This is a genomic window from Rhizobiales bacterium NRL2 (assembly GCA_001664005.1).
In the GTDB taxonomy this organism is placed as follows: Bacteria; Pseudomonadota; Alphaproteobacteria; order Minwuiales; family Minwuiaceae; genus Minwuia.
Map to the genome: position 1 here is coordinate 1,039,714 of CP016093.1, position 26,639 is coordinate 1,066,352.

Sequence of the window (26,639 nt, forward strand, 5' to 3'; positions counted from 1 at the left end):
CGGCGATGAACATCACCTTCCGCAGCGCTACCGAGGACGACCTCGCCGCCATAGCCGCGCTGCTGGCCGATGACGGGCTGGGCAGGACGCGCGAAACTCCGTCCGACCTTGAGCCCTATCGCGCGGCGCTGAGGGCCATGCAGGCGCAGACCGGCAACGAATACATCCTCGCCGTCGATGAGGGCGGCGCGGTCATGGGCTGCCTGCAGTACACGCTGATCCCGGGGCTCTCACGGGGCGGCATGCTGCGCGCCCAGATCGAGGGCGTGCGCGTGGCGGGCGCTGCGCGCGGGCGGGGACTGGGCGAGCAGATGCTCCGGCACGCGATCGAGCGGGCGCGTGCGGACGGCGCGGCGCTGGTGCAACTCACCTCGGATTTGAGGCGCACCGACGCCATCCGCTTCTACGAGCGGCTGGGTTTCATCCATTCCCATGCCGGCATGAAGCTCGATCTCTGACGGATCAGGGGATTGATCTAGAAGAAAGCCCAAGCGATGGCCAACGCGATCACCGCGCCGGCGACGCCGCCCAAAAGCATGGCGCGGACATGGCCCGACGTCTCGCCCTGACGAGCCTCTTCGACATTCAGTTTTTCGGAGGTCATGGTCCACTCCTTTCTTCTTCGTCCCCGACAGATGGGAGTGCAGACGCGGTCCTCCAACCCTGGCGACCGGTAACTCACAGAAAGTAATGGTGTTTTTGAATGCCAGACCGCCTCAGAGGGCGGAACGCAGCACTCGGTCGACGATCCGTTCAAGATGGCGCAGCGAGTTGCAGACCTCCACCTGGTGGCAGTTGGGCGCGTAGCGCAGCATCTCCGAATCGCCGGTGCCCCACTGGTTGCGGCCTTCCGGATTGAGCCAGATCAGCCGCTTCGAGCGGTCGTAGATCGTGCGCACCACCTCCGTCTTCGGATCGGAGTAGTTGGAGCGGGCATCGCCCAGGATGATCACCGTGGAGCGGTAGTCGACGTCGTCCAGCCCGATGTCGCGAAAGTCCATCAGCGACCGGCCATAGTCCGTCGGCATGTAGGCGAAATCCTCCAGCACGCTCGCCACCGCCTCCTCGATCGGCCGCGTCTCGAACAGCTTCGTGACCTCGCGCAGTTCGCCGGCGAAGGCGTAGGCGCGGACCTTGGGCAACACCTCCTGCAGCGAATAGAGGAACATCAGCAGGAAGCGCGCGACATTGGCGACCGAGCCGGAGACGTCGCAGAGCACATGCACGTCCGGACGGTCGATCTTGGTCCGCCGCCATTGCGGTTCCACGATCATGCCGTCATAGCCGTGGTTCTTACGCAGCGTGCGGCGGACGTCGAGCTGGCCGCGGTGCGACTTCTTCTTGCGCCGCGAATGCAGCACGACCAGTTTCCTGGCCATCTTGCGCACCAGGTTCTGCATGACCAGGTAGTCGCGCCGCTCCACGTTGGTCAGGCGCATCTGCTCCAGCAGTTCCTCGCGCACGCGGCGGCTCTTGTTGGCGGCCTGCAGGGCGAGTTGCTGTTCGACGTAGTCACGGATGCGTTCCATCATCCGTCCGCGCAGCGCGTTCAGCCGCTGGCCCAGCGCCTCGGCCCGGCCGTCGCCGGCCAGGCCTGCGTCGCGCAGTTCGGAAAGATCGTCGTCCAGTTCCTGCAGCCCCATGCCCTCGGCGATGCGGCGGGTGAACTGGCCGATCTGGGTGAACAACACGATATCGCGCACGCCCGAGACCTCGGCCGACTGGGCCATGCGGGTCTCCAGGCCGGGACGGTCGTTCTCCAGCAGCATGCGGGACAGTTCGGAGAGCTCGCCCGGCGCCGCGCTGGCCGGCGTCTCTGCCGGCTGACCGCCCGCGCCGCCACCGCCGCCTTCACCCTCGCCGCCTTCGCCGCCGCCCTCGCCCGGCAGGCCGGACCCCGCGGAGTCCTCTGACGGCTCGTTGTCGTCGTCGTTCGCCGGCTGGCGCTCGGTCTCGTCGGTGTCGAAGCTGTCGACCGCGAAGAACCGCTCGAAGCAGTGGTCGAAGCGCTCCTTCTCGAACTCGGACTTGGCCAGGGTGACAGCCAGCGTGTCCTTCAGCAGGTCGCGGTCGCCCCAGCCGACGATGTCGATGGCGCGGTGCGCCTCCAGCGTCTCGGCGGGCGAGATCGGCACATCGGCCTCGCGCAGCGCCTTCAGGAAATCGGCCAGCATCGGCGTGATCACGGAAGTCTCCCCTGGTCGGTCCGCATCGGACGACGCCGACTTTTTATCGGAACGGCGGGCGGGGCGAAAGCGGCGCCGGGCGGGAGCCGCCATGCGCCCCTCAGATGCCGAACGCCACCTTGCGGTCGTTCTTCCGTTTCAGATTGCGGTAGCGCGCGATGGCCCAGAGCGGGAAATAGGCGCTGTAGCCGTAATAGCGGAGATAGAACACCCGCGGGAAACCGACGCCGGTATAGAGATCCTCGTCCCATTTGGCGCCGTCGCGCGGCCCCTGCATCAGATAGCCGATGCCGCGGGCGACCGCCGGGTGATCCACTTCGCCGGCCGCCATCAGGCCGAGCACGGCCCAGGCGGTCTGGGACGGCGTGCTGCCGCGCGCGAAGCCGCGGCCGCCCGCCTCGTAACTCTCGCAGCCCTCGCCCCAGCCGCCGTCGTCGCGCTGCATGGACAGCAGGTAGTCGACGCCGCGGCGGACGAAATGGCGGCTCATGTCGTAGCCGCAGGCGTTGAACGCCGAAAGCGCCGACCAGGTGCCGTAGATGTAGTTGACGCCCCAGCGGCCGTACCAGCTGCCGTCCTTCTCCTGTTCCCGGCGCAGGAATTTCAGCCCGCGGGCGACGGGCGGGCTGCCGATGTCATGACCGATCTGCGCCAGCATGGAGACGCAGCGCGCGGTGACGTCGACGGTCGGCGGGTCGAGCAGCGCGCCGTGGTCGGCGAAGGGAATGGCGTTGAGGTACTGGCGGTCGTTCTCGGCGTCGAAGGCGCCCCAGCCGCCATTGGACGACTGCATGCCGATGACCCATTCCGCCGCGCGGCCGATGGCTCCCCGGTACCGCTCGGCGTCCATGCGGTGCAGCGCCATGACGACGACGGCCGTGTCGTCGACGTCCGGGTAGTGGTCGTTCCAGTATTCGAAGGCCCAGCCGCCGGGCTTCAGGTCCGGGCGTTTCCAGACCCAGTCGCCAACGACGTCGGTGATCTCCCGCTCCAGCAGCCAGTCGGCGGCCTGCAGCATCGGTCCGCTGTCCGGGGCCTCGCCGGCTTCCAGCAGCGCATGCATGCCCAGACACGTGTCCCAGATGGGCGACAGGCAGGGCTGGCAATAGGCCTCGAAACCGCGGTCGAGAATCAGCTTGTCCACCGCCGCGCGGGCGATCTTCCGGTCCGGGTCGTCCTTCGGGATGCCCAGCGCCTCGAACGCCATCACCGTGTTGGCCATGGCGGGGAAGATGCCGCCCAGCCCGTCCTCGCCGTTCAGCCGCGGCTTGATGAAGGCGAGCGCCTCCTGCAGCGCCTTTTCGCGCTTGTTCCTCGGGAACAGCGGCTCCGCGCGCCGGACCAGCTTGTCCAGGCTGAGGAAGAAGCTGCCGACGGGCGATCCGGTCGGGTTGACGTTGTAGTCGCGGACGTCCTCGGGCGGCGTGCGGAACAACTCGCGGATGTCGACGCCGCGCGGGTTCGCCGCCAGCTTGCGCTTCGCCATCATGATCAGCAGCGGCGCGATCACCGTACGCGACCAGTAGCTCACCTTCGACAGGTGGAACGGGAACCACTCGGGCAACAGCATGATCTCGATCGGCATGGCCGGCACGGCCCGCCACGGCACCTGGTCGAACAAGGCCAGCGCGATCCGCGTGAAGACGTTGGCGCGCTCCGCCCCGCCGGCCGCCAGGATCGCCTTGCGCGCCCGGCGCATGTGCGGCGCATCCGGATCGTCGCCGATCAGCTTCAGGGCGTAATAGGCCTTCACCGTGCAGGAGAGATCCATCGCGCCGTCCTGGTAGAGCGGCCAGCCGTCGTGCTCGTCGGACTGGATACGGCGCAGATAGACGCCGATCTTCGCTTCCAGCGGATCGTCGATCTCGTCGAGATAATGATTGAGCATGACGTACTCGGCCGGGATCGTCGCGTCCGCTTCGAACTCGAAGATCCAGTGACCGTCGTCACGCTGCAGCTTCAGGTATTCCGACCGCGTATCCGCGATCAGATCCTCCAGCGCATCCAGGTCGACGCGCGGCCCGTTCTCCGCCTGTTTCAGAGCCGTGTCCGCCATGGGATGCTGCGTAGCAGCAAAGCCGGATTCAGGCAAGATTGCCGGGCGCATGATCGGCCGTCAGAACGTCCGCCGCGGCGCGGCCGGACTGGATCGCCCCTTCGATCGTCGCCGGCAGGCCGGTGGCGGTCCAGTCGCCGGCGAGAACGAGGTTGTCGTACCGGGTCCGGGGGCCCGGTCTGAGGCGTTCGTTGGCGGGCGTCTCGGCGAAGGTCGCCCGCTTCTCCTTCACCACCCGGCAGGGCGGCTCGGCCGCGCCGGAACAGCCCAGCGCCACCGCGACTTCCGGCCAGATCCGCCGTGCGATTTCCTCGGCCGGAGTGTCGGCGAAGGCGTCGGCGGCGCTGACCGTCACCGAGGCGATGTCGCCCTTGATGAACAGCCACTGCGCCAGGCTGCCGGTCAGACCGGTGATCGGCGGAATTCCGGGGTCCGGCGGCGCATCGAGGCGGAAATGCAGGTTCAGGATCATCCGCGCGCCCGCCGGGACCGCCTGGCCGGGCAGCAGGTCCGAAGCGGCCCAGGACGGCACGGCGAGCACGACCGCATCCTTCGCGCCGATCTCCAGCCGTTCGTCGCCGGCGCTCAGGCCGACGACCCGGTTCCCGTCCGCCTCCATCCCGCGCACCCGGGTGCGGTAGCGGATCTCGACGCCCCGCCGCGTCAGTTCGGCGAGCGCCGGCTCCACCAGCGCCTCGGCCAGGTTGTTGCGGACGAAGACCGGCCGGGCGTGTTTTTCGCCCCTCGCGAAGGTACGGCGGTAGACTTCGGCCAGCAGCGCCGCCGCGCCTTCGTCGGGCGCGATGTTCAGCGCCGCGACCGTGAGCGGCTCCCAGAAGCGCCGCCAGAGCACGGTGTCGGTCTTCAGGCAATCGGCGACCGTCGCCTCCGGGCCGGCGGCGAGCAGATTCCGGCCGTCGAGCCAGTCGCCCAGGCGCGCGCCCTTCACGCTGCGCGAGCGTTTCAGGATCCACCACGGCAGGCGGCCGGCATTGGGCCTGAGCGTCCAGCGTTCGCCGGTGGCGACGTCGACGAAGGGGTAGCGGGCGGGCCTGGTCACCTCGACGCGGTCCCGCGCGCCGATCTCGTCGAGATAGGCAAAGACGTGGCGGTTCGCCGACATCATCAGGTGGTTACCGTTGTCGATCACCCGGTCGAGGAAGGGATCGTGATAGCTGCGGCAGCGCCCGCCGGCGCGGCTCGCGGTCTCGTGGATCGTGACCTGCCGTCCCGCCGCCGAGAGCGACAGCGCCGCCGCCAGACCGGCCAGGCCGGCGCCGACGACGTGGGCGCGGGCGGCGGTCATCCCAGCCAGGCGCGCAGCGCCCGGCCCGCCTTGGCGAATTTCGACAGGCGGACCGGCGCGGCCGGATTGTCGAAGCCGCGCGCCTCGAGCCGTTCCAGATAGCCGCGATAGACCGATCCCATGATCAGCGCCGGTTTCAGCTTGCGCCTGTCATGGCGGGTCAGCAGTTCGTCGGCGTCGCGGAAGCGCTGCCTAGCTTCCCCGGCGATCGCTTCGCAGACGGGTTTCAGGCGCGGGTCGCGGACGATTTCCGACGGTTCTTCGGCGGTGATGCCCTGTTCGCGGATCATTTCGATGGGCAGGTAGAGCCGGCCCTCGGCGGCGTCCTCGCCGATGTCGCGGAGAATGTTGGTGAGCTGCAGCGCATCGCCCATGGCCAGCGCGAACTGTGTCGCGTCGGGCTCACCGAAGATGCGCACCGACAGCAGGCCGACGGCGCCCGCGACGCGCCGGCAATAGAGATGCAGGCCGTCATGGTCCAGCCAGGTGCGGCGGCGGAAGTCCATGTCGACGTCCATCACCATGCCCTCGATCAGTTCCACGAACTCGCCGTGCGGCAGGTCGTAGGCGTCGATCGCCGGCAGCAGCGCCTGCGCCGTGGGTCGGGTGGGGCGGCCGTGATAGAGGGCGTCGATCTCGCGGCGCCATTCGTCCAGGGCGTCGCGCTTGGCCTGTTCCTCGCCCGGCTCGTCGGCGATGTCGTCGATCTCCCGGCAGAAGGCGTAGACGGCGTACATCGCGCGGCGCTCGGCTTCCGGGAGCACCCGCATCCCCAGCCCGAAGGAGGTGCCGGACGCCTTGACGATCCGCTCGGCGTGCGCCTGCGCCGCGCGCAATTCCTCCTCGTTCATCTGCGCCCGCCCAGGTGGAAGCGCGCCAGCGCGCCCAGCGCGATCAGCGCCATTCGCGGCTTGCCGAAGGCGACGCGTTCGGCCAGCGGGTCGCGGCGGCGCAGCTCCCCTGTCAGGCGGTCGGCGAGCGCGACGATCACCGCCGATTCCGCGCCCAGCCTGCGGGACTTCAACTGCCCCGGCATCAACCGCGCGCGGTCCATGAGTTCCTCGCAGCCGTCGAGGCACCGGTCCAGCACCTGCCGCAGCGCCGGGCTTGTGGCCGGCGCATCCAGCGCCGTGACGTCCGTCCCGGCCTCGGCCAGCCAGTCCTGCGGCAGGTAGACCCGATTCATCTCACGGTAGTCGTCCTGGCAGTCCTGCAGATGGTTGATCACCTGCAGCGCGTCGCAGAGCGGATCGGAGACGGCGTAATCCGCCGGGTCCTCGCCGTGCAGGTCGAGCAGATAGCGCCCGACCGGAGAGGCCGACAGCCGGCAATAGGCCATCAGGTCGTCCCAGCTTTCGTAGCGCGTCTTGACCGCGTCCTGCCTGAAGGCGCGCAGCAGATCGCGGGCATGGACATCCGTCACGCCCGAGGCGGCCAGGCTGTCGCGCAGCCGGTCAGCCCTGGCGAGGTCCGGATCGCCGGAACCCTGCACCAGCGCCCGGTCGAAGGCGTCCAGGCGCGCGATCTTCTGGTCCGGGGAAAGCGCCGGGTTGTCGGCGATGTCGTCTGCGGCGCGGGCGAAGGCGTAGAAGCAGGCGACATGCGGGCGGAGCGGCTTCGGCAGCAGGAAGGAACCGACGGGGAAGTTCTCGTCCCCCGCGCCCTTGCCCGACGGCGTCTCTACCGCAGCCATGCTCACGTCTTCTTCCTCGCCTGATAGCGGCCCTTCCAGCCGCCGCCCCTGCCGCGCCACTGCCTGACGGCGCTGTCGATGGTCATTAGCGTGTACATGAAGCCTGCAAGCGGGAGAAGGGGGGCGAACCAGACCGGCTGGCGGTAGAGCCGGAGCATGGGCACGAAGGCCAATGCCATCAGGCCCCAGGCGGCGAGGCCGGTGCCGGCGCCCGCGACCGCCAGCGCCACGGGTCCGGCGAGATACAGAAAAGCCATGCCGATCACCGTGCCGGCCAGCAGGAGCGGTGAATGCCGGAGCTGCGTGAACGCTGAACGCGCCACCATCTGCCAGACGCCCTTCAGACCCTCATAGGGCCGGGCGCTTTCGACGGTTTCGGTCAGGCCGAGCCAGATTCGCCCCGACCCGGCGTGATGCACCGCGCGCGCCAGGGCGCAGTCGTCGATCAGCCGGTCACGAATGCTCTCCATCAGCCCCGCCTTCTCGACAATTGTCCGCCGCGCCAGCATGCAGCCGCCGGCGGCGGCGGCCGTCCCGTCCGACGGATCGTTGACCCGGGCGAAGGGGTAGAGCTTGGCGAAGAAGAACACGAAGGCCGGAACCAGCAGCCGCTCCCAGAATGTCGCGACCTTCAGCTTCACCATCAGGGAAACGAGATCGCGGTCGTCGTCCAGGGCGAAGGCGACGAGACGGCGGAGCGCATCGGGCGGGTGATGGATATCGGCGTCGGTGAACAGGATCCAGTCGGGCTGTTCGGGCAGGCTGCGCAGATGCCTGAGGCCCTGTTCCATCGCCCAGACCTTGCCCACCCAGCCCGCCGGCCGTTCCCCGGCCCGCAGGACCGTGGTGCGTGTGTCGGCGGCGGCGCGGGCAGCCTCGCCGGTGCCGTCCTCCGAGCGGTCGTCGACGACGACGATCCACAAGGCGCCCGGATAGTCCTGCGCCGCCAGCCGCCGCACCGTCTCGCCGATCACTTCGGCCTCATTGCGCGCCGGCACGACGACCGCGACCGAGGGCCAGGCACCCGGCGTCTCGATATCGTCGGGCAACCGTTCGGCGGCGCGCCAGAACCGTCCGTGAAACGCCAGCAGGTAAAGCCAGGCGAGCGCGGAAAGGCCGGCAATGAAGGCGAGAGCGTCCATGCGCGGCTTGATAGCAGGGGCGCGCGGGACGGGCTATCGCGCCCTGCGCAAATCGCCGAAACTGCCGCCCGGCAGAAGAACAACAGGGGAGGGAGCCGCATGGCCGCCACGCCATTGCATCGCCGCGACGCGCTGGGAATTGCCGAGGACATCCGCGAGGGCCGGACGAGCGCCGTGGAGGCGCTGGAGCATTTCAGGGACCGCGTCGAGCGGCTCAACCCGGCGATCAACGCCGTCATCGCCGACGACTTCGGCGGCGCGCGGGACGCGGCGGAAGGGCTCGACCGGCTGCAACGCCGCGGCTATTCCCTGGGCCCCTTCCACGGCGTGCCGATGACGGTGAAAGAAAGCTACGACCTCACCGGTTTCCGGACGACCTGGGGCGACCCGGCCTATGCGGAGAACGTGGCCGAAACGGACTCGGTGGTCGTGGAGCGCATCAAACGCGCCGGCGCCAATGTCTTCGGCAAGACCAACGTGCCGCTCAATCTCACCGACTGGCAGTCCTACAACGCAGTCTACGGCAGTTGCGGCAATCCCTGGGACCCGTCGCGGACGCCCGGCGGATCCTCGGGCGGCTCGGCGGCGGCGCTCGCGGCGGGCCTGACCGGGCTGGAGTTCGGTTCCGACATCGGCGCGTCGGTGCGTAATCCGGCGCATTTCTGCGGCGTCTTCGGCCACAAGCCGACCTACGGCATCGTGCCCAAGCGCGGGCACTGGAAGGCGCCGTCCATGGCGCCCTCCGATATCGCGGTCTGCGGCCCGCTGGCGCGCTCGGCCCGGGACCTGGAGGCGGCGCTGCTCGCCGTCGCCGGCGACGACCCCGTCTACGGCGCGGGCTGGAAGCTCGAATTGCCGAAGCCGGAGAAGGACGATCTGGGAGACTTCCGCGTCTGCCTGATGACGACCTCGCCGGTCTCGGACGTGGAGCAGGAGTACCAGGACGCGCTGCGCGATCTGGCCGGGCGGCTGGAGGCCGCGGGCGCCACGGTCGAGGAGCGCGACCCGATCGACGTCGACTGGTTCGAATATCACCTCGACTATTTCCGGCTGTTCCGCCCTGTCACCCACAGCCGCCTGCCGGCCGACGCCTATCGCGAATTCCAGGAACTTGTCGCCAACCTTAAGGACGATGACGACAGCTACTTCGCCATGAACGCCCGGGCGGGCACGATCACCTATTACGACTGGGCTGCGGCCGACCGGCGCCGCTACGGTTACCGCGACAAGTGGGCGGCGTTCTTCCGCGATTTCGACCTGCTGCTCTGCCCGCAGGCGGCTTCCGCCGCGTTCCCGCGGAACGAGGACCAGCCCAGGGAGGTGCGGGAGCTCGAGATCAACGGCCGCAAGGTGGGCTACAATGATCAGCTCTTCTGGGCCGGCATATCGGGCGCGGTCTACCTGCCGGGCACGGTCGCGCCCATCGGCCTCGGCGCGAAGAGCGGTCTGCCGCTGGGCGTGCAGATCGTCGGTCCGTACATGGGCGACCTGACGACCATCCGCTTCGCCCACCTGCTGGAACAGGCGTTCGGCGGCGTCCACGTTCCGAAGGGCTACGAGTAGGGCAAGAGGCGGCGCCCTTGGACTTGATCCAAGGGCCCAGCAAATCGAAGGACTGGGTCCTGGGGTCAAGCCCCAGGACGTCCCCAATGCTACTTGCCCGTGAACTTCGCCTTGCGCTTCTCGACGAAGGCGGCGACGCCTTCACGGTAGTCCTCGCGCGATGCGCAGGAGGCGAACATCTCGCCCTCCATCTGCAGCTGGCTTTCGAATTCGTTCTGCTGGCTGCGGTACATCAGCTTCTTGGCCTGGCCGTAGACGAAGGTCGGCCCGTTGGCGAGGCGGGTGGCCAGCCGGTCCGTCTCGTCGTCCAGCTCCGCGTCGGGCACGACGAAGTTGACCAGCCCGTGATCGGCCATCTGCTGCGCCGTGAAGCGGTCGCCCAGCAGCGTCATCTCCATGGTCTTCTTGATGCCCAGCGCACGGGGCAGGTGGAAGCTGGCGGAGCCGTCCGGCGTGGTGCCGATATGGACATAGGCGAGGGTGAAGAAGCTGCTTTCCGCGGCGATGATAAGGTCGCAGGCCGCGGCGACCGAGACGCCAGCACCCGCGGCCGCGCCGCGCACCTTGGCGACGATCGGCTTCGGCATCCGCCGCATGGCGAACATGATCGGATGCAGGTTGTGGATGCGGTTGACGAAGTAGTTCTCGATCTCCGGACCGGAAGCGGTCTTGAGATATTCGTGCATGTTCTTGACGTCGCCGCCGGCCATGAAGTGGTCGCCCGCGCCCTCCAGCACGACACAGCGCACGCTGTCGTCCTGCTCCAGTTCGTGGAACGTCTCCGACATCATCGCCCGCATGTCCATCGACAACGCGTTGCGCGCGTCGGGCCGGTTCATCACCACCCGCGCGATGCCGTTCTCGATGGTGGTTTCCAGATCCGCCATGATTGCCTCCCCTGCGTTTTCGGAACCTTGTTCCTGATCTAGCGCACCGCGGAGGCGGTGGAAACGCAAACTAGCGCCGGATGGGCCTGCCATCGCGGCGTGGACGGTCGCGCGCCCGCTCGCGGGCAAGGACGTAGAGGCCCGCGCCCAGGATCAGCGCGATGCCCGCCAGCGCCCTCAGGTCCGGAATCTCGCCGAAGATCAGGAAGCCCCACAGGCCGGCGAGCGGCAGGGCGACATACTCGAACGGCGCCACGGTGGCGGCGCTGGCCGAGCGGTAGGCCTGGGAGAGCGCGTAGGCGATGACGCCCGAGGCGATGCCCAATGCCGCGAACAGCAGCCAGTCGTCCGCCGTGGGCCAGGTCCAGGCGCGGAACAGGAACACCAGGCTGCGGTTGTCGACGCCCTCGGCGAAGCGGCCGTCCCCGGCGACCGCGAAGAATGCCAGGCTGACCGCCATGAACACCCCCTGCAGGTAGACCGCCATGGCGGACGCCTTGGAGATGCCGCCCAAGCGCCGGGTCATGATCTGGAACAGCGCGTAGCAGAGCGCCGCCAGGACCGGCAGGAGGGACACCAGCAGGCCCGGCCCCTCGCCGGCGGCGGACGGGCGCAGCATGACCAGTACGCCGGCGAAGCCGACGACGCAGGCGATCAGGCGGCGCGGGCCCACAGGCTCGCCCAGCAGCGGGATCGACAACAGGGTGATGAACAGAGGCGCGACGAAGAATATCGCCGTCGCCTCGGCCAGCGGCATTACCGCCAGCGCCATGAAGAAGCAGAGATTGGCGACCACGATCAGCAGGCCGCGGAGGATGTGCAGGGCGGGCCGCCGGGTCTTCAGGATCGCCCAGCCGCCCTCGAACTGGACCAGGGCGAGGCTGATGGCGATGCCGATGCCGGAGCGGATGAAGACGATCTGGTGCAGCGGATAGCCGTCGGAGAGGTACTTCACCAGCATGTCGTTGGCGGAAATCGCCATCATGCCGAGCAGGATGAAGAAGATGCCGACCAGCGGCCGGTTGCTCTCGTCCGTCGTTGCCGTTGCGCTCATCGTCTTCGGGCTCCTCGCGGACACCCTTCGCCCGTCCGCGCGCGGCGATCAAGGGCGGCATGGCGGAAATGCTCCGGCATCCCCAGGTGTCATGCCCGCCTTGCGCGGGCATCGGGCGCAGGATGGACCCTCAAGCCAGACATCGCCCCGATCCCCGCGCGCCGCTGCGCGGCGGCGGGGATGACATGGAAAAGGTCGGGGGTATGGCCGCCCTACTGCCGGCCGAGCAAACGCAGGCGCAGCGCGTTCAGCTTGATGAAGCCCTCGGCGTCGCGCTGGTCGTAGGCGCCGGCGTCGTCCTCGAAAGTGACGATGGCCTCGTCATAGAGGCTGTTGGGCGAGCGCCGTCCGGTGATCATGACATTGCCCTTGTAGAGCTTCAGCCGCACCTCACCGTTGACGCGCAGTGACGCGTGGTCGATCGCCGCCTGCAGCATCTCGCGTTCCGGCGCGAACCAGAAGCCGTTGTAGAGCAGTTCCGCATAGCGCGGCATCAGCTCGTCCTTCTGGTGCATCGCGCCGCGCTCCAGCGTGATGGACTCCATCGCCCGGCGGGCGTGGAACAGCACCGTGCCGCCCGGCGTCTCGTAGACGCCGCGGGACTTCATGCCGATGAAGCGGTTCTCGACGATATCGAGGATGCCGATGCCGTTCTCCCCGCCCAGGCGGTTGAGCTCGGTCAGCAAGGCCGCCGGCGAGAGCTTCTTGCCGTCGATGGCGACCGGATCGCCCTTCTCGAACTGGATGGTGATCTCGGTCGGTTTGTCGGGCGCGTCCTCGGGCTTGACGATCCGGGTCAGGATCAGATCAAGGTCGGCCTCCTGCCACGGATCCTCCAGGATGTTCCCCTCGGACGAGATGTGCAGCAGGTTCGCGTCCTGACTGAACGGGGCCTCGCCGCGCTTGTCGCGGGGGATCGGGATCTGGTGCTGCTCGGCGAACTCGATCAGCTTCGTGCGGCTGGTCAGGTCCCATTCGCGCCAGGGGCTGATCACGTGGATGTCGGGCTTCAGCGCGTAGTAGCCGAGCTCGAAGCGCACCTGGTCGTTGCCCTTGCCGGTGGCGCCGTGGGCGACGGCGTCGGCGCCGACCTCCTTGGCGATCTCGATCTGGCGCTTGGCGATCAGCGGCCGGGCGATGGATGTGCCCAGCAGGTAGGTGCCCTCATAGATGGCGTTGGCGCGGAACATCGGGAAGACGTAGTCGCGCACGAACTCTTCCCTCAGATCGTCGATGTAGATCTGTTTCACGCCCAGCAGCTCGGCCTTGGCGCGGGCCGGCTCCAGTTCCTCCCCCTGGCCCAGGTCGGCGGTGAAGGTGACGACCTCGCATTCATAGGTCGTCTGGAGCCATTTCAGGATGACCGAGGTGTCGAGGCCACCGGAGAAGGCCAGCACGACCTTGTTGATCTTGTCTTTCGCCATTTGTGGCCCCCGCAATCATGTTGTCATCCCCGCCGCCCAGCGGCGCGGAACGCCGGCAAGCCGGACCTGAGGTTCGAGGCCGTTCGCTATCGCCCCGCCTTCGAGCCGTCAAGCGGCGCGCGTCGGCGCAGGAGGCGGGCGAAGCCGATTGCCGGTCTTGTCTGCCCCTCCTATCGTCGCGGAATGAGATCGCAGGACAATGGCGAAGGGGTGTCCCGGCTCGAGGTCCGCGGGCTGGGTTCGGCCGTCATCCGCGATGTCTCGCTCCGCCTCGGGGCCGGTGAGGGGCTGGCCGTCGTCGGGCCTTCGGGCAGCGGCAAGACCAGCCTGTTCCGCGCCATCGCCGACCTCGACCCGAACGAGGGTGAGGTGCTGCTTTCCGGCGAGGCGCGCAGCCGCATGCCGGCCCCGGAGTGGCGCCGGCGCGTCGCCTATGTGCCGGCCGAGCCGGCCTGGTGGCTGGAGACCGCAGGGGAGCACCTGCCCGAAGGTGGCGCGGCGATGGCGGAGCGGCTCGGGCTTGCGCCGGCGCTACTGGGAAAGCCGGTTGCGTCGCTTTCCACCGGCGAGCGCCAGCGTCTCGCCCTGGCCGCGGCCTTCGCCCGCGCGCCGCAGGTTCTGCTGCTCGACGAACCGACCTCGGCGCTGGACGAAGGCAATCGCGGCGATGTGGAGGACGCGGTCCTGGAGATGCTGGCGGACGGCGCGGCGCTGCTGATCGCCAGCCACGATCCCGCGCAGGTGGCAAGGCTGGGGCTGGCTGTCCTGCACATGCGGGACGGCCGCGTGGAGGAGGAGGAATGAGAAACTCGTTGTCATGCCCGCCTGGTGCGGGCATCCGGGAAGCGTCAATGGTGAGCTCTGCGTCTGGCTGTGATGCCCAAACCGGACCCCCGCACAGGGCGGGGGTGACGCAGTGGTTCCGGACCCCCATTGCTGGCCCGGGATGTCGGAAAGTCGAGTCGCCATGACCATCGATCCGGAGAACTGGGAGGTCTTGCTCGCCGCGGTGTTCCTGGTGATCAACGCGGGACTGTCGCTGGCGCTGAATCTCGGCTTCGTGCGGCAGATGACGGTCGCGGCGCTGCGCATGGTGGTGCAGATGGCGCTGATCGGTCTGGTGCTGAAGGTGATCCTGACCACGAAGTCGCCGGGCCTGACGGCGCTGGTCGCGACGGTGATGCTGGCGGTCGCAGGCTACGAGGTCATGGCGCGGCAGGAGCGGCGGCTGAAGGGAATCTGGGGCTATGGTCTGGGTGCCGCGACCATGCTGCTTGGCGCGTCCTTGGTGATGCTGTTCGCGCTCAATGTCACCATCCGCCCCGATCCCTGGTACGACCCGCGCTACGCCATTCCGCTGTTCGGCATGATGCTGGGCAATGCCATGACAGGCATTGCCATCGGCCTGAATGCGCTCGCCAACGACCTGGCCAGCCGCCGCGCGGCTGTGGAGGCCCACCTGCTGACCGGCGCCACGCGCTGGCAGGCGCTGGCGCCCTCCATGCGGCGTGCGGCGCGGGCGGGGCTGATCCCGATCATCAACGCCATGGCGGCAACGGGCGTGGTCTCGCTGCCAGGTATGATGACGGGCCAGATCCTCGCCGGCGCAGACCCGGAGCAGGCCGTGCGCTACCAGATCCTGGTCATGTTCCTGATCGCCGGCGCGACCGGCATCGGTCTTGTCGTGGCCCTGTGGGGTGCAGCCTGGCGGCTTTCCGACCGCCGCCACCGCATCCGTCTGGACCGGCTGACCGGGTGAGTCCTTGCCCGGTCTTGCCGGAATTGCCCGATCCCCCCACCTCAGAAGCCAGCAGGACATGATGGAGCGACCGAATGACGAACAAGAAGAATGTCGTCCTGATCGCATTGCACCCGGACGCCGTCGACTACGGTCGCTGGCCGGGTTTGGACGCCGATCAGCTGCGCCGGCAGCTGGAGGAGCAGAAGCACGCTCTCGAGGAGGAGGGCGTCGACGCCGCCCTCTGTCTCGTCGACAGCGCCCGCACGGCGTCCGAGGCCGTGACCGAGGCGCTGGACCGGCGGCCCTATGATTGCGTGGTGATCGATGCGGGTCTGCGCGCGGACGACGAGCGGTTCCCGCTGTTCGAGAAGGTCGTCAATCTGGTGCACGAGCACGCGCCCACGGCGAACATCTGCTTCAACACGGGTCCCGAAGACACGGTGAACGCGGCGCAGCGCTGGCTCTGAGGCCGCTTTCCCGCGTTGGCGGGCGCGCGGATTCGCTCTAAGAATCGCCGGTCCGGCGTCGCCAGCATCTGATTCGCCGATCCGCAGCAACGGGGCCCCGCCATCGCCGACCAAGGCCGCCATAACCGACGCCTCAGGGCGGGCGCGCTCTTCGGCCTGGTCAACCGGGCCGCGCTGGGCTTTCTCAACATCGCCGTGGCCATGGTGCTCACCCGGCTGCTGAGTCCGGCGGACTTCGGCTTCTACACGGTGTTCGCGCAGATCGTCGCCGTCGGCGCCATGATCCAGAGCTTCGGCATGCAGACCGGCGTCACCAAGCTGGCCGGCATCGCCGGCGGGGCGGGCGCGTGGGACCGGGCGGGGGCGATCCTGAAGGCGACGGCGCTGATTTTCGCGGCCGTCGGCGTCGCGCTGACTGCGGTGCTGCTCGGTCTCTGGCCGGCGATGGAGACGTCGCTGTTCAAGCGCGAACTGGGCTGGCTGATGGCCGGCCTCATCGCCGTGGTGATCCTGACCCGTGCGGCCGAGGAGATCGGCTCCGCCTTCCTGCGCGGTGTCGGACGGGTGCGCTCGGGCGCGCTGCTGCTGTCGGCGCCGCGCGAGGGGCTGGTGTTTCTCGCGGCCCTCGCCCTGCTGGCCGGTGGCCAGGCCGCCGGCGTCTGGGCGGTTGTCGAGATCTACGCCGCGGCGTCGGCCCTGATCGCGCTGCTGACCATGGGGTTGTGTCTGCGTTTCGTGGCGCGTCACAGCGGCGGCCCGCCGGCGGACGAGGCGTTCGGCGCGCGGCATCTCGCCGTGCTGTCGGCGCCCATGCTGCTGCATTCCTCCGGCGCGCTGGTGCTGAAGGCGACCGACGTCTGGATCCTCAGCCTCTACCGCGACGCCACGGAAGTCGCGCTCTATGGCGCGGCGATCCGGGTCACCAACCTGGTGATCTTCGGCCTGTCGGTGATCAACATGGCCCTGCCGCAGCTTCTCGCCGCGCTGCATGCGGAGGGGCGTATCCGCGACTTCGAGCGCATGGCGCGGATCGCGGCCACCTGGTCGACGGTCGTCTCGGTGCCGGTCTTCGTGCTGATCGTGCTGTTCGCCGAGCCCATTCTCGATCTGCTGTTCGGCGCTCCCTACGGCGATGCGGCGACGGTTCTCATCATCCTCGCGGCCGGTCATGTGGTCAGCGCCGTGGTCGGCAGTCCCGGCATGATGCTGCAGATGGCCGGGCATCAGAACCTGATGTCGGCGCTGACGCTGGGCGCGCTGGCCGTGAACGTGATCGCCAATATCCTGGTCGTGAAGCAACACGGCGCGACCGGCGTCGCCGTGGTCACTGCGCTGACCATCACCGCGCGCATGGCCCTGCATACCTATTTCGCCTGGCGGCTGACCGGCGCGCTATCGCTGCCCGACCCGAAGACGCTGACCTTCGGCGCGTTGCGGTCTATCCTGCGCCGGCGATGACCGTCCCCCTCGAACAGCGCCAGATCGTCTTCCTGATGTACGAGAACAGGTCGGGCTCGACCTTTCTCGCCAGCCGCCTCGACCAGCACGGGGAAGTCGCGGTCACCATCGAGACGGAGGCTTTCGCGGATCTGCTGGAAACCGGTTCGGCGATCCGCTCGGCGGCGGACGTCGACCGGGTGGTGGAGACGCTCTTCGGCGACGAGAAGTTCGGCCAGTGGGGCGTCGGGCGCGAGGAGCTGCGCGCGCGGCTGGCGGGACTCGCCATGCCGGCGCCCTTCGAGGCGATCGTCCGCGCCGTGCTGGACCTGCATTTCGCCGGCGCGGCGGCGCCCTACTACCTGGTGAAGGGGACGCGTCTGACCCACCACATCTCCCGTCTCAGACGGGAGATACCGTCGGCCAGGTATCTCCACATCATCCGCGATCCCCGCGGCGTCTTCGGCAGCCAGAAACAGTCTGTCGGCTCCTACACCGCGCGGTCGATGAACGAGGACCCGCTGGACGCCGCGCGGCGCTGGGCGGCCAATGCGCGGCGCGTGGACCGGGTGGCGGGCCCGGACCTGATGGAGGTCCGCTACGAAGACCTGATCACCGCCTATGACGCCACCATGGCGGCGGTTCGGCGCTTTGTCAGCCGTGAGGACCTGCCGCCGTTGGGCAACGCCGCCGGCCCGGAAGGCGACGCCTATCTGGCGCGCATTCCGGAGGACCAGCGTCATCTGCACGGGAACCTCGCCGAGAAGCCGAAGGCCGACCGCATCGAGGCCTGGCGGCAGGAACTCACCGACGTGGAGATCGCGCTGACCCAGCAGGGCGCCGGCGAGATGCTTGCGAAGAAGGGATATGAACCCGACATGACCGCTGGACGCCGTGCCGGCCGCGTGAATCTTCTGGCGCAGCGATTCCGCCTTGCCGGACGCACGGCCTGGCGGCGGATCGCCAACGCCTGGCGCTATGCGGCGACGGGCAGGTTGCTCTGGCGCATACGGGTGGTCCTGTATCGCTGGCGCGCGGGCTGGTGACCGGCGGGCGGGGCGCGGGTCAAACATGCTTTGACATCCCTGCCGGACAGTGGCTATTGACCGCCGTCCGAGAATCCATGGTTGACACCGAACAATTGCGGAGCTGCCGTCATGGCGAAACCCGAATGGGGCACCAAGCATAGCTGCAGCAATTGCGGCACGAAGTTCTACGACTTCAACAAGACGCCACTGGTCTGCCCGAGCTGCGGCACGGAGAATCAGCCCGTCGTCGTGTTCAAGCAGCGCCGTCCGACGCAGGAGGAGAAGGTCAAGAAGCCGGCTCCGAAGAAGGTCGAGAAGGAAGTCGACGACGACGACGATGACGACGGCACGCTTCTGGAAGATGACGACGAGGACGAGGCCCTCATCGAGGACGACGACGACGATGATGACGAGGACGACACCGCGTCCTCCGACGTCGACGCCGAGGACAACAACGAGCCGATGGATCTCGACGAGGAGAAGGAGGTCATCCTCGATCCGCTTGATTCCGATTCGGATTCCGACGACGACGAAGAAGACGATACCGCCGTCACCGACGACGAGGACGACGAGAAGCGGTAGGGTCCAATCCGGGCTTGCAATCCCTTCGGGGCTTGCATAAAACCCGCTTCCTCGAAGGCACGGGCCGCGGCTTGTGCCCCCGGTGGGGCCATAGCTCAGTTGGGAGAGCGCTTGAATGGCATTCAAGAGGTCGGCGGTTCGATTCCGCCTGGCTCCACCATTTCCCCCTCCGTTCGCATCTGAGGCGCGCGACCTTCGGGCCGCTTGCGTCCCCTTCCGACGAACCCATCTGACCTTCCAGCCGCGCCGCCCGGGCGCGCGCGATGGCGACAGCCGGAAGGGACAATGGAACGCATCGGCACGATCAGGGCGGGCATGGCGCTGCTGGCGGGGCTGACGGCGTCCGTCCTGGCGCAGGGTGCGGGCAACGGGAACGGCGCGCCGCCCCCGTTGCCGCCGTCCAGACCGGCGGAAACGCCACCCCCGCCGCCACCCGATGCCGCAGACAGGACGGAAGCCGCCGAAGCGCCGCGCGGGAACGCTGCAGATGACGCCGAGGCCACCGAAGCGGAAATCGCGCCTGCGCCGGGACCCGAGCCGCCGCCGATCCCCGCGCCGGAACGCCTCGCCGAACCGGACGTGGCGTTCGCGGCCTGTCGGGCGGCGCTGGATGTCTATGGCGCGGCCTACGAGATCGCCGACCGGATCGAAAGCGAGGACGCGAGCTGCGGCGTCGCCCGGCCGCTCAGGGTGACGGAGATCGTTCCCGGCGTCGTGCTGCGTCCTCCCGCCCGCATGCGTTGCGCGACGGCGCGCGCCCTGGCGGAGTGGGTGTCGGGCTTCGTCGTCCCGGCCGCCACGCATCTGCCGGACCGGGGTCGGCTGACCGGTCTGGATCACGGCTCGGTCTATGTCTGCCGCCGGCGGAACAATTCGGCCAGCGGGCGGCTTTCCGAACATGCGTTCGGCAACGCGGTCGACGTCATGGGGTTCCGCTTCGCCGGCGGCGACAGTCTGGCGGTCGAGCCGCGCGAGGGGGAGGGCGACGCGGAAGAGGCGTTCCAGCAGGCCGTTCGCGCCGCTGCCTGCCTGAGCTTCACGACCGTGATCGGGCCCGGCACCGATGCGGCGCACGCCGACCACCTGCACCTGGACGTGAAGGTGCGCAGGCGCGGCTACCGCCTCTGCCAGTAGGCCGCGCGGCGGCATTTGCCCGGGCTGTGCCGGCTTCGCGGCGGGCGCGGAGTCACAGGACGTCGATCAGGTCCAGGAAGTCGAGTTCGGTCTCGGCGACCCGCCGCCCGATGACCGCCTTCTCGACCGAGGCCTCGCGGCCGGAGGTGAACCGCTGGCCGATGGTCATGCACATGACGCCCCAGCGCAGCGTGCCGAGCACTTCCCAGTAGCGCACGATTTCCGGATCTATCGGGGCGCCGCCGGCGGCCTCGTAGGCCTCGAAGAACGTCTCGCGTGGTCCGACGCCGGCGAAGGGACGGTCGTCGCGCCCGAATCGCCAGGCGCGGACGGACGGCCAGGACAGGTCGACATGCCGGTCGCCCAGGTGGCCGACTTCCCAGTCGAGAATCCCAGCCAGGCCCTGCGTATCGACGATGATGTTGCCCATCCGGAAGTCGCCATGGGCGAAGACCGGCGCTTCGTCGGGCGGGCGATGCTTCTCCAGCCAGCGCAGACCGTATTCGAAGCCCGGTTGCGGCTGGCCGTATCCGTCCAGAATCGCCCGGAAGGCGGCCAGGTGATCATCCAGCCGGAAGGTGCGCAGCCGGGGCAGTTCCCGGGTCGGCACCGCGTGCAGGCGCGCCAGCGCCGCGCCCATTTCCGCGGGCAGGCGCGCCCGCGCCTTGGCCAGCGCCGGATCGCGCAGGATCTTCTGGGGCAGGGTCTCGCCCTCCAGCGCCTCCATGACGAAGGCTGCGCCGAGGCTGTCGGCGTCATCGGCGCAGAAGATCATCGCCGGCGCGTGGGCGCCTGCCGCGTGGGCAGCGGCGACGATCGCAGCCTCCGTCGGCCGGTCGGCGCCGAAACGGTTGTCGGGGTCGTCCTCGTCGTGGGCCGCGCCAGGGGGATCGCGTTTGAGAATCAGGGACCGCCGCCCGCCGTCGGGCGCGAGAACCTCGAAGATATAGGATTCACGGGACGCGCCGGCCGACAGGCGCTCCAGACGCTCGACCGAGTGGCCGCCGCCGAACCGTCTGTCGAAGGCCCTGGCGAGGCGGGGGCCGAGGTCGTTTTCCTGTTCCATGGGGTCAGAATAACAAAAGGCCCCGCCGTTCAGACAGGGCCTCCTGCGCGTGAGCCTCGAAGAGGGGTCAGGCGGCGCTGGACTCCAGAGCGGCCATCTCGTCCTTCAGCATGAGCTTCTGCTTCTTCAGTCGGGAAATCAGGGCCTCGTCCGGCAACGGACGCGCCTCTTCGCGTCGCAGGGCCTCGTCCAGGTCCGCGTGCTTCTTCTTCAACTGCTGGAATTCATGCTTCGCTGTCACGTGCTTCCCCTTTGTTCAGGTTGAGTGACGCGGCAGCCGCGAACACGGCTGTCATCCAAATGCAATGTTGAGATTCGGAAGCGCGGGGTTCAAGCGCCGATTGCAAAAAAGTGATGCCGGCCGGACAACTTCCTGCCGCGCGAAACCGTCTCAGCGGCCAAGCACGCCCTCGTCGCCCGCCGTGAGCCGGAAGGCCATGCCCTGACACATCGAGGCGATGCGCTGGCGGTTTTCCTCGGGGAAGGCCGCGGCCAGCACCTCGACCAGTTCCTCGAAGCCTGCGTCCTCCGGCTCCACTTCCATAACGGTCAGGTAGCGCAGCAGGTTGGCGATCGAATCCTCGATCTGCTGGTAGCGGTCGAAGGTTCCCGTGCCGGGGCGCGCCATCGACCTGTGCAGGATCAGAATCTCGACATGTTCGGAATGGAGCTCGCATTCGACGACCACGCGCCTCAGGTCGTCGGAAAGCGGCCGGGGCGCCTCGCCGATGCCGCCCTTCAGCTGCCGGCGCAGTTCGCGCAGCGTTTCGACGACATGCACGCGCCACTCGGCGACGGCGTCCAGCGCACCTTCCAGTTCGTCCTTCCGGAAGGCGCCGCGGCCGCTCGATGCGACCCAGCAGCAATACAGAACGACGTTGACGTCCAGCCCGACGCGCTCCTGCAGGGTCAGACAGGCGTCCTTGGCGCGCCCGCGCGCATAGACGCGGGTCGTGTAGTCCCACAATTCATTCGGCGGAAAGACGCCTGCGGAGAACACCGCCATAGAATTCGCTCCCGCTGCACGCCCTTCCAGGCTCAAAACCGTGATTGCGCGCCGGACCCGTGATAGAATTTCCCGGCCACGGCCGTTCGGCGCCGGCGGACTATGCCAGAAGCGCCGCCACGCGCAAAGCGGCTGTGATCGAGCCGTTCGATCGGCATCATTGACCAGCGGGAGCGAATGCCATGACGGAAGTCGTCGGCGCGGATCGGCAAAGGATCGAAGGGCGGCTGGCCGAACTCAGGGTCGCGCACAACGATCTGGATGCGGCTATCGACGCGCTCAGCCAGCGCGGCGCCTATGACGATCTGCAGATGCAGCGCATGAAACGGCGCAAGCTTCAGGTCCGCGACGAGATCCGCAAGCTGGAAGTGCTGCTGGAGCCCGACATCATCGCCTGACGTTTCGTCAGGCCGCGTCGGCCTTCATCTGCCGCTTCTTCTCGTACATGCGCCGGTCAGCCTCGGCCAGCGCTTCGGAGGCGTCTTCTTCGGCGCGGAAGGGGAAGACCCCGTAGGCGACATCCAGCGGGACCGTTGCGTTGTCTGTCACCACCGGCCGGGCGCGGATGCTCTCGGCCAGTTCCTCCGCCTTCGCGTTCGCCACCTCGTCATTGGCCTGGGCCAGGATGACGCCGAACTCGTCGCCGCCCAGCCGGCCCACGACGTCCGATTCGCGGGTATTCTCCAGCAGCGCCTGCGCCACGTTCAGCAGCGCGCGGTCGCCGGCGGCGTGGCCGTAGCGGTCGTTGATGTCCTTCAGTCCGTTGACGTCGAAAAAGACGAGGCTGGACGGTACGCCGTAGCGGTCCGTGTAGGACATCATCCGGCTCATGTCGCGGACGAAGGCGCGGCGGTTCGCAACCGGAGCCAGCGGGTCCTGGTCGGCCAGCTTCTCCAGTTCGCCGACGCGGCGCTGGGACGCATGCAGCTCCTGGCGCAGGGTCTCGACTTCCGCCATGAGGTTGAGGAAGGCCTGGCGCACCTTCGGCGTCAGTTCCGCATCCGGCACGCCGAACAGCTCGGTGGTGTCGCGGATCTCGCCGATTCCACTGGAATCGACGGACGTCGACGCCGAGGACCGCGAGGCCGGGTGCTTCCTTTCGGTCGGGCGGACGTTCTGGACTGACGGATATCCGCCGATCTTCATTGGTTGCTCCCGGTCGGGCCTCGGTGCTTGTCCGAGGTAGTCTGGTGCAGGAATGTTAACAAACGCTTTCCCGGCCTCTCCGGCTTTCCTCGCTTGCCTCGGGGGGTGCGCCGCCTATACTCCGCCGCTTTCTTTTCCCGTCGAACGCACTGGGGGCGAGAGACGACATGAGCGCCAACCCGGCCGACGTGAAAGTCGGCGTCATCATGGGCAGCCAGTCGGACTGGGATACCATGGCGCATGCCGTGGAGATCCTCGAGGCGCTGGCGGTGCCCCACGAGGTCCGCATCGTCTCGGCGCACCGCACGCCCGACAGGATGGCCGACTATGCGCGGACGGCCCGCGAGCGGGGGCTGCAGGCGATCATCGCCGGCGCCGGCGGCGCCGCGCATCTGCCCGGCATGGTCGCCGCGCAGACCAGCGTTCCGGTGCTCGGCGTGCCCGTCGAAAGCAAGGCGCTCAGCGGCATGGACAGCTTGCTTTCGATCGTCCAGATGCCGGGCGGCGTGCCCGTCGGCACACTGGCCATCGGCAAGGCCGGGGCGAAGAACGCCGCGCTGCTCGCCGCCGCCATCGTCGGGCTGCAGGACGCCGGACTGACCGCCCGGCTGGACGACTGGCGCCGCCGGCAGAGCGAGGCCGTCGCGGAAGAACCCGAACGCGGATGACGGCCCTGCCTCCAGGCTCGGCCATCGGCGTGCTGGGCGGCGGACAGCTCGGCCGCATGATGGCGCTCGCCGCCGCGCGGCTGGGTTACCGCGTGCATGTCTTCACGCCGGAAGCCGACAGCCCCGCCGCCCAGGTGTCGGCGGCGGCGACTGTGGCCCGGTGGGACGATCTGGGCGCGCTGGACGCCTTCGCGGAACAGGTCGACGCCGTGACCCTGGAGTTCGAGAACGTGCCGGTATCGGCCGTCGAGAGGCTGGCGGAAAAGGTCCCTGTCCGCCCCGGGGCGAAGGTGCTGGCGGTCGCCCAGGACCGGCTTCGGGAGAAGACCGTGGCGCGGGAACTCGGCGTGCCGGTGGCGCCCTTCGAGCCGGTGACCAGCGATACCGACCTTGCGGACGCGATCGCGGCCATCGGCGCGCCGGCGGTGCTGAAGACCCGGCGCGAGGGCTATGACGGCAAGGGCCAGCGGATGATCCGCAAGGCGGCGGATGCGGCGGCCGCGTTCGACGAACTGGGCCGGCCTGCAGCGATCCTGGAATCCTTCGTCGAGTTCACATCGGAGATCTCGGTGATCGCGGCGCGCGGCGTCGACGGCGAGGTGCGCTGCTATCCGGCGGTCGAGAACCGCCACCGCAATCATATTCTCTCGCTGACCATCGCGCCGTCACCCGGACCCTCCGCCGCCTCGAAGCTGGCCGAGGAGGCGACGCGCGCGCTGATCGAGGCGCTGGACGTGGTCGGCCTGCTGGCGGTCGAATTCTTTGTGACCCCCGAGGAAGGCGTGCTGTTCAACGAGATGGCGCCCCGGCCGCACAATTCCGGTCACTGGACCATCGAGGCATGCCGCGTCAGCCAGTTCGAGCAGCAGGTGCGCGCCACTGCTGGCCTGCCGCTGGGCGCGCCCGGGTTCCATCACCGCGCGGTAATGCGCAACCTGATCGGCGACGATGCGAAGGACTGGGCCCGGCTCGCCGCCGGCGACGTCAGCCTGCACCTCTACGGCAAGGCGGAGGTCCGGCCCGGCCGCAAGATGGGGCATGTCACGAAGCTCTATGCCCCGGACCGTCCGGCCTGGCCGCCGAAGGACACCGAACTCCCCTGATCGCTACGCCCCGGCGGCGATCTGCCGGGCGATGACCAGGCGCTGTACGTCCGAGGTGCCCTCGTAGATCTGGCAGACCCGGACGTCGCGGTAGATGCGTTCGACTTCGTAGTCGGCGACGTAACCATAGCCGCCGTGGATCTGGATGGCGTCGGAACAGACCTGCTCGGCCATCTCCGAGGCGAACAGCTTGCACATCGAAGCCTCCTGCAGACAGGGCGCGCCGCGCTGCTTCAGGTCAGCGGCGTGGAACATCATCTGGCTGGCGACCTCGATCCGCGTCTTCATGTCGGCCAGGCGGAAGCCCACGGCCTGGTGCTCGACGATCGCCTTGCCGAAGGCGGTGCGCTCGCGGGCGTAGGCGGCCGCCCGCTCGTAGGCCGCGCGCGCCATGCCGATGGCCTGGGCGGCGATGCCGATGCGGCCGGTCTCCAGGTTGGCGAGCGCGATGGCGTAGCCGCGGCCCTCCTCGCCGACCAGGTTCTCCGCCGGGATCTCGCAGTCCTCGAAGGCGATCTGGCAGGTATCGGAGCAGCGCTGGCCCAGCTTTTCCTCCTTCGAGGCGACGCGGTAGCCGGGCGTGTCCGTGGGCACCAGAAAGGCGGAGATGCCCTTCGCGCCCTTGTCCGGATCGGTCATGGCGAAGACCAGGGCCACGCCGCCGATCGAGCCGGAGGTGATGAACTGCTTGGTGCCGTTGATCACCCAACTGTCGCCCCTGCGCACGGCCCGGGTCTTCAGGTTGGAGGCCTCGGAGCCGGCCTGCGGCTCGGTCAGGCAGAAGGCGCCGATGATCTCGCCGGCGGCCATGGGTTTCAGCCAGCGCGCCTTCTGCGCATCGGTGCCATAGCGCAGCAGCGCCGCGCAGCAGGGCGAGTTGTTGACGCTCATGATGGTGGAGACCGCGCCGTCGGCGGCCGCGACCTCCATCAGTGCCAGCACGTAGGCGGTCATGTCCGCACCGGCCCCGCCCAGCTCCTCGGGCACGGTCATGCCCATGAGTCCCAGTTCGCCCATCTGGCGCAGCAGCGCCATCGGCGGTTCGCCGGAACGGTCGCGCTCCATGGCGCCCGGGGCCAGTTCGCCCAGACAGAAGGCGCGCGCCGCGTCGCGAATCAGTGTCTGATCTTCGGTCAGTTGCATGGCGTCGCTCCATGGGGGCTGGCGATGGGACGGGCGGTGTTTATATCACTGCTCACGTGATCGTGGGATGATCCGTCAGGCCCAATTCAGGCCATATTCCCCATCATCCATTGCAGCGGCTTTTAGAGATTGAGGAGAGCATCATGCCCACCTATACTGACACTATATCTGGTGTGCGCGAGGCGGTGATGACACTATCACGGCGACAGGTGATGATCGGCGGGGCGGCCCTGGGGCTGGCGCTTCCATTTGCGCCGGCGCTGGCCGAGGACAAGCCCTGGGCCACCGGCGACATGACGATGGGCGCCGAGGACGCGCCGATCGAGGTGATCGAATACGCCTCGATGACCTGTCCGCACTGCGCCAGTTTCCATCACGCCACCTGGCCGAAGCTGAAGGAAAACTGGATCGATACGGGTAAGGTCCGCTTCATCTTCCGGGAATTCCCCTTCGACAGGCCCGGTCTCGCCGCGGCCATGCTGGCGCGCTGCGGCGGCGAGCAGCGGTTCTTCGCCTTCATCGACGTCCTGTTCAAGCAGCAGGAGAAGTGGACGCGCGCGCAGGATCCGATGGCGGAGCTGCGCCGGATCGCCAGCCTGGGCGGCGTCTCGCCGGAGGAGTTCGACCGCTGCCTGGCCAGCGAGGAACTGCAGGACATGATTCTGCAGTCGCGCCTGACCGGCCACGAGAAGTTCGGTGTCCAAGGTACACCGACGCTGATCATCAACGGCGAGAAGCACGAGGGCGGCAACGACTACGAGAGCGTGGCCGCGGCGCTTCGGGGCCTCTCGTCCTAGGGTCTGAACG

Annotated in this window: 26 protein-coding genes and 1 tRNA gene; 14 read left to right on the forward strand and 13 right to left on the reverse strand. The window is 68.4% G+C overall.

The genetic code is table 11. The annotated features are described in order from the left end of the window. Positions 1-5 precede the first annotated feature (5 nt). Complete coding sequence (locus TEF_04800) at positions 6-458, forward strand: GNAT family acetyltransferase (protein ANK80180.1); 453 nt, start codon at positions 6-8, stop codon at positions 456-458. A 258-nt stretch (positions 459-716) separates the two neighbouring features. Here the strand turns inward: TEF_04800 and TEF_04805 are convergent, their stop codons facing one another. From TEF_04805 to TEF_04830, 6 genes are all read right to left on the reverse strand, one after another. Continuing rightward, positions 717-2,174, reverse strand: a complete 1,458-nt coding sequence (locus TEF_04805) for a hypothetical protein (protein ID ANK80181.1) — start codon at positions 2,172-2,174, stop codon at positions 717-719. 112 nt (positions 2,175-2,286) lie between these two features. Then, a complete protein-coding gene (locus tag TEF_04810) occupies positions 2,287-4,242 on the reverse strand; it encodes a squalene-hopene cyclase (protein ANK80182.1) in 1,956 nt (651 codons plus the stop codon). A 28-nt stretch (positions 4,243-4,270) separates the two neighbouring features. Continuing rightward, positions 4,271-5,548 (reverse strand): hypothetical protein, encoded by a 1,278-nt coding sequence (locus tag TEF_04815; GenBank protein ID ANK80183.1) that lies wholly within the window; start codon positions 5,546-5,548, stop codon positions 4,271-4,273. Then, the gene (locus tag TEF_04820) at positions 5,545-6,399 is read right to left on the reverse strand and encodes a squalene synthase HpnD (protein ID ANK80184.1); all 855 of its coding nucleotides are present in this window, start codon (positions 6,397-6,399) and stop codon (positions 5,545-5,547) included. The genes TEF_04815 and TEF_04820 overlap by 4 nt, the downstream gene beginning before the upstream one ends. Next, a complete protein-coding gene (locus TEF_04825) occupies positions 6,396-7,241 on the reverse strand; it encodes a squalene synthase HpnC (GenBank protein ID ANK80185.1) in 846 nt (281 codons plus the stop codon). The genes TEF_04820 and TEF_04825 overlap by 4 nt, the downstream gene beginning before the upstream one ends. A 2-nt stretch (positions 7,242-7,243) precedes the next feature. Next, positions 7,244-8,383, reverse strand: a complete 1,140-nt coding sequence (locus tag TEF_04830; protein ANK80186.1) for a hypothetical protein — start codon at positions 8,381-8,383, stop codon at positions 7,244-7,246. Positions 8,384-8,482: 99 nt separating this feature from the next. Here TEF_04830 and TEF_04835 point away from each other — a divergent pair, with 99 nt between their 5' ends. After that, on the forward strand, positions 8,483-9,946 hold the full coding sequence (locus TEF_04835) for a hypothetical protein (protein ANK80187.1): 1,464 nt from the start codon (positions 8,483-8,485) through the stop codon (positions 9,944-9,946). An 89-nt stretch (positions 9,947-10,035) separates the two neighbouring features. On the opposite strand, the gene TEF_04840 is transcribed toward TEF_04835, so the two are convergent. The 3 genes from TEF_04840 to TEF_04850 all read right to left on the reverse strand — a co-directional run bounded on the left by TEF_04840 (position 10,036) and on the right by TEF_04850 (position 13,311). Further along, positions 10,036-10,833 (reverse strand): hypothetical protein, encoded by a 798-nt coding sequence (locus TEF_04840; GenBank protein ANK80188.1) that lies wholly within the window; start codon positions 10,831-10,833, stop codon positions 10,036-10,038. Positions 10,834-10,903: 70 nt separating this feature from the next. Further along, a complete protein-coding gene (locus TEF_04845) occupies positions 10,904-11,887 on the reverse strand; it encodes a hypothetical protein (GenBank protein ANK80189.1) in 984 nt (327 codons plus the stop codon). 212 nt (positions 11,888-12,099) lie between these two features. Continuing rightward, a complete protein-coding gene (locus TEF_04850) occupies positions 12,100-13,311 on the reverse strand; it encodes an argininosuccinate synthase (protein ID ANK80190.1) in 1,212 nt (403 codons plus the stop codon). 210 nt (positions 13,312-13,521) lie between these two features. Here TEF_04850 and TEF_04855 point away from each other — a divergent pair, with 210 nt between their 5' ends. The 8 genes from TEF_04855 to TEF_04890 all read left to right on the forward strand — a co-directional run bounded on the left by TEF_04855 (position 13,522) and on the right by TEF_04890 (position 19,700). Continuing rightward, positions 13,522-14,115, forward strand: coding sequence for a hypothetical protein (locus TEF_04855; protein ID ANK83285.1), 594 nt, complete (start codon positions 13,522-13,524; stop codon positions 14,113-14,115). A gap of 142 nt (positions 14,116-14,257) precedes the next feature. Continuing rightward, positions 14,258-15,070, forward strand: a complete 813-nt coding sequence (locus tag TEF_04860) for an ABC transporter permease (protein ANK80191.1) — start codon at positions 14,258-14,260, stop codon at positions 15,068-15,070. Positions 15,071-15,144: 74 nt separating this feature from the next. Next, a complete protein-coding gene (locus tag TEF_04865) occupies positions 15,145-15,519 on the forward strand; it encodes a hypothetical protein (GenBank protein ANK80192.1) in 375 nt (124 codons plus the stop codon). 201 nt (positions 15,520-15,720) lie between these two features. After that, positions 15,721-16,977 (forward strand): hypothetical protein, encoded by a 1,257-nt coding sequence (locus tag TEF_04870; protein ANK80193.1) that lies wholly within the window; start codon positions 15,721-15,723, stop codon positions 16,975-16,977. After that, positions 16,974-18,002 carry a hypothetical protein gene (locus TEF_04875; GenBank protein ANK80194.1) on the forward strand — a complete coding sequence of 343 codons (1,029 nt, stop codon included), beginning with the start codon at positions 16,974-16,976 and terminating at the stop codon, positions 18,000-18,002. Before TEF_04870 ends, TEF_04875 begins: the two co-directional genes overlap by 4 nt. Before the next feature lie 111 nt (positions 18,003-18,113). Then, positions 18,114-18,566, forward strand: coding sequence for a hypothetical protein (locus tag TEF_04880; protein ID ANK80195.1), 453 nt, complete (start codon positions 18,114-18,116; stop codon positions 18,564-18,566). Positions 18,567-18,650: 84 nt separating this feature from the next. Further along, positions 18,651-18,726, forward strand: a tRNA-Ala gene (locus TEF_04885). 125 nt (positions 18,727-18,851) lie between these two features. Beyond that, positions 18,852-19,700: a hypothetical protein gene (locus tag TEF_04890; protein ANK80196.1), complete on the forward strand. Its 849-nt coding sequence runs from the start codon at positions 18,852-18,854 to the stop codon at positions 19,698-19,700. 52 nt (positions 19,701-19,752) lie between these two features. On the opposite strand, the gene TEF_04895 is transcribed toward TEF_04890, so the two are convergent. Next, positions 19,753-20,766, reverse strand: a complete 1,014-nt coding sequence (locus tag TEF_04895; protein ID ANK80197.1) for a hypothetical protein — start codon at positions 20,764-20,766, stop codon at positions 19,753-19,755. 391 nt (positions 20,767-21,157) lie between these two features. Beyond that, positions 21,158-21,772 (reverse strand): TIGR02444 family protein, encoded by a 615-nt coding sequence (locus tag TEF_04900; GenBank protein ID ANK80198.1) that lies wholly within the window; start codon positions 21,770-21,772, stop codon positions 21,158-21,160. Between the two features lie 182 nt (positions 21,773-21,954). On the opposite strand from TEF_04900, the gene TEF_04905 reads away from it, so the two are divergent. Further along, a complete protein-coding gene (locus TEF_04905; GenBank protein ANK80199.1) occupies positions 21,955-22,170 on the forward strand; it encodes a hypothetical protein in 216 nt (71 codons plus the stop codon). Positions 22,171-22,177: 7 nt separating this feature from the next. Here TEF_04905 and TEF_04910 read toward each other — a convergent pair whose 3' ends face one another. Next, complete coding sequence (locus tag TEF_04910; GenBank protein ID ANK83286.1) at positions 22,178-22,729, reverse strand: hypothetical protein; 552 nt, start codon at positions 22,727-22,729, stop codon at positions 22,178-22,180. 356 nt (positions 22,730-23,085) lie between these two features. Here TEF_04910 and TEF_04915 point away from each other — a divergent pair, with 356 nt between their 5' ends. Beyond that, positions 23,086-23,586, forward strand: a complete 501-nt coding sequence (locus TEF_04915) for a 5-(carboxyamino)imidazole ribonucleotide mutase (GenBank protein ID ANK80200.1) — start codon at positions 23,086-23,088, stop codon at positions 23,584-23,586. Further along, positions 23,583-24,689, forward strand: coding sequence for a 5-(carboxyamino)imidazole ribonucleotide synthase (locus tag TEF_04920; GenBank protein ID ANK80201.1), 1,107 nt, complete (start codon positions 23,583-23,585; stop codon positions 24,687-24,689). The genes TEF_04915 and TEF_04920 overlap by 4 nt, the downstream gene beginning before the upstream one ends. A gap of 3 nt (positions 24,690-24,692) precedes the next feature. Here TEF_04920 and TEF_04925 read toward each other — a convergent pair whose 3' ends face one another. Next, entirely contained in the window at positions 24,693-25,832 is a 1,140-nt protein-coding gene (locus TEF_04925) for an acyl-CoA dehydrogenase (GenBank protein ID ANK80202.1), read from the reverse strand. A 188-nt stretch (positions 25,833-26,020) separates the two neighbouring features. Here TEF_04925 and TEF_04930 point away from each other — a divergent pair, with 188 nt between their 5' ends. Beyond that, positions 26,021-26,629, forward strand: a complete 609-nt coding sequence (locus TEF_04930; GenBank protein ANK83287.1) for a hypothetical protein — start codon at positions 26,021-26,023, stop codon at positions 26,627-26,629. The last annotated feature ends 10 nt before the right edge of the window (positions 26,630-26,639 follow it).

Coding starts and splice junctions, on each gene's coding strand:
- TEF_04910 (ANK83286.1), bottom strand. CDS start 22,729: ATGGCGGAAGTCGAGACCCTGCGCCAGGAGCTGCATGCGTCCCAGCGC.
- TEF_04880 (ANK80195.1), top strand. CDS start 18,114: ATGGCGAAACCCGAATGGGGCACCAAGCATAGCTGCAGCAATTGCGGC.
- TEF_04810 (ANK80182.1), bottom strand. CDS start 4,242: ATGGCGGACACGGCTCTGAAACAGGCGGAGAACGGGCCGCGCGTCGAC.
- TEF_04825 (ANK80185.1), bottom strand. CDS start 7,241: ATGGCTGCGGTAGAGACGCCGTCGGGCAAGGGCGCGGGGGACGAGAAC.
- TEF_04900 (ANK80198.1), bottom strand. CDS start 21,772: ATGGCGGTGTTCTCCGCAGGCGTCTTTCCGCCGAATGAATTGTGGGAC.
- TEF_04895 (ANK80197.1), bottom strand. CDS start 20,766: ATGGAACAGGAAAACGACCTCGGCCCCCGCCTCGCCAGGGCCTTCGAC.
- TEF_04815 (ANK80183.1), bottom strand. CDS start 5,548: ATGACCGCCGCCCGCGCCCACGTCGTCGGCGCCGGCCTGGCCGGTCTG.
- TEF_04805 (ANK80181.1), bottom strand. CDS start 2,174: ATGCTGGCCGATTTCCTGAAGGCGCTGCGCGAGGCCGATGTGCCGATC.
- TEF_04870 (ANK80193.1), top strand. CDS start 15,721: ATGGTGCTCACCCGGCTGCTGAGTCCGGCGGACTTCGGCTTCTACACG.
- TEF_04850 (ANK80190.1), bottom strand. CDS start 13,311: ATGGCGAAAGACAAGATCAACAAGGTCGTGCTGGCCTTCTCCGGTGGC.
- TEF_04820 (ANK80184.1), bottom strand. CDS start 6,399: ATGAACGAGGAGGAATTGCGCGCGGCGCAGGCGCACGCCGAGCGGATC.
- TEF_04905 (ANK80199.1), top strand. CDS start 21,955: ATGACGGAAGTCGTCGGCGCGGATCGGCAAAGGATCGAAGGGCGGCTG.
- TEF_04915 (ANK80200.1), top strand. CDS start 23,086: ATGAGCGCCAACCCGGCCGACGTGAAAGTCGGCGTCATCATGGGCAGC.
- TEF_04925 (ANK80202.1), bottom strand. CDS start 25,832: ATGCAACTGACCGAAGATCAGACACTGATTCGCGACGCGGCGCGCGCC.
- TEF_04930 (ANK83287.1), top strand. CDS start 26,021: ATGACACTATCACGGCGACAGGTGATGATCGGCGGGGCGGCCCTGGGG.
- TEF_04800 (ANK80180.1), top strand. CDS start 6: ATGAACATCACCTTCCGCAGCGCTACCGAGGACGACCTCGCCGCCATA.
- TEF_04840 (ANK80188.1), bottom strand. CDS start 10,833: ATGGCGGATCTGGAAACCACCATCGAGAACGGCATCGCGCGGGTGGTG.
- TEF_04845 (ANK80189.1), bottom strand. CDS start 11,887: ATGAGCGCAACGGCAACGACGGACGAGAGCAACCGGCCGCTGGTCGGC.
- TEF_04920 (ANK80201.1), top strand. CDS start 23,583: ATGACGGCCCTGCCTCCAGGCTCGGCCATCGGCGTGCTGGGCGGCGGA.
- TEF_04865 (ANK80192.1), top strand. CDS start 15,145: ATGACGAACAAGAAGAATGTCGTCCTGATCGCATTGCACCCGGACGCC.
- TEF_04890 (ANK80196.1), top strand. CDS start 18,852: ATGGAACGCATCGGCACGATCAGGGCGGGCATGGCGCTGCTGGCGGGG.
- TEF_04860 (ANK80191.1), top strand. CDS start 14,258: ATGTCGGAAAGTCGAGTCGCCATGACCATCGATCCGGAGAACTGGGAG.
- TEF_04875 (ANK80194.1), top strand. CDS start 16,974: ATGACCGTCCCCCTCGAACAGCGCCAGATCGTCTTCCTGATGTACGAG.
- TEF_04835 (ANK80187.1), top strand. CDS start 8,483: ATGGCCGCCACGCCATTGCATCGCCGCGACGCGCTGGGAATTGCCGAG.
- TEF_04830 (ANK80186.1), bottom strand. CDS start 8,383: ATGGACGCTCTCGCCTTCATTGCCGGCCTTTCCGCGCTCGCCTGGCTT.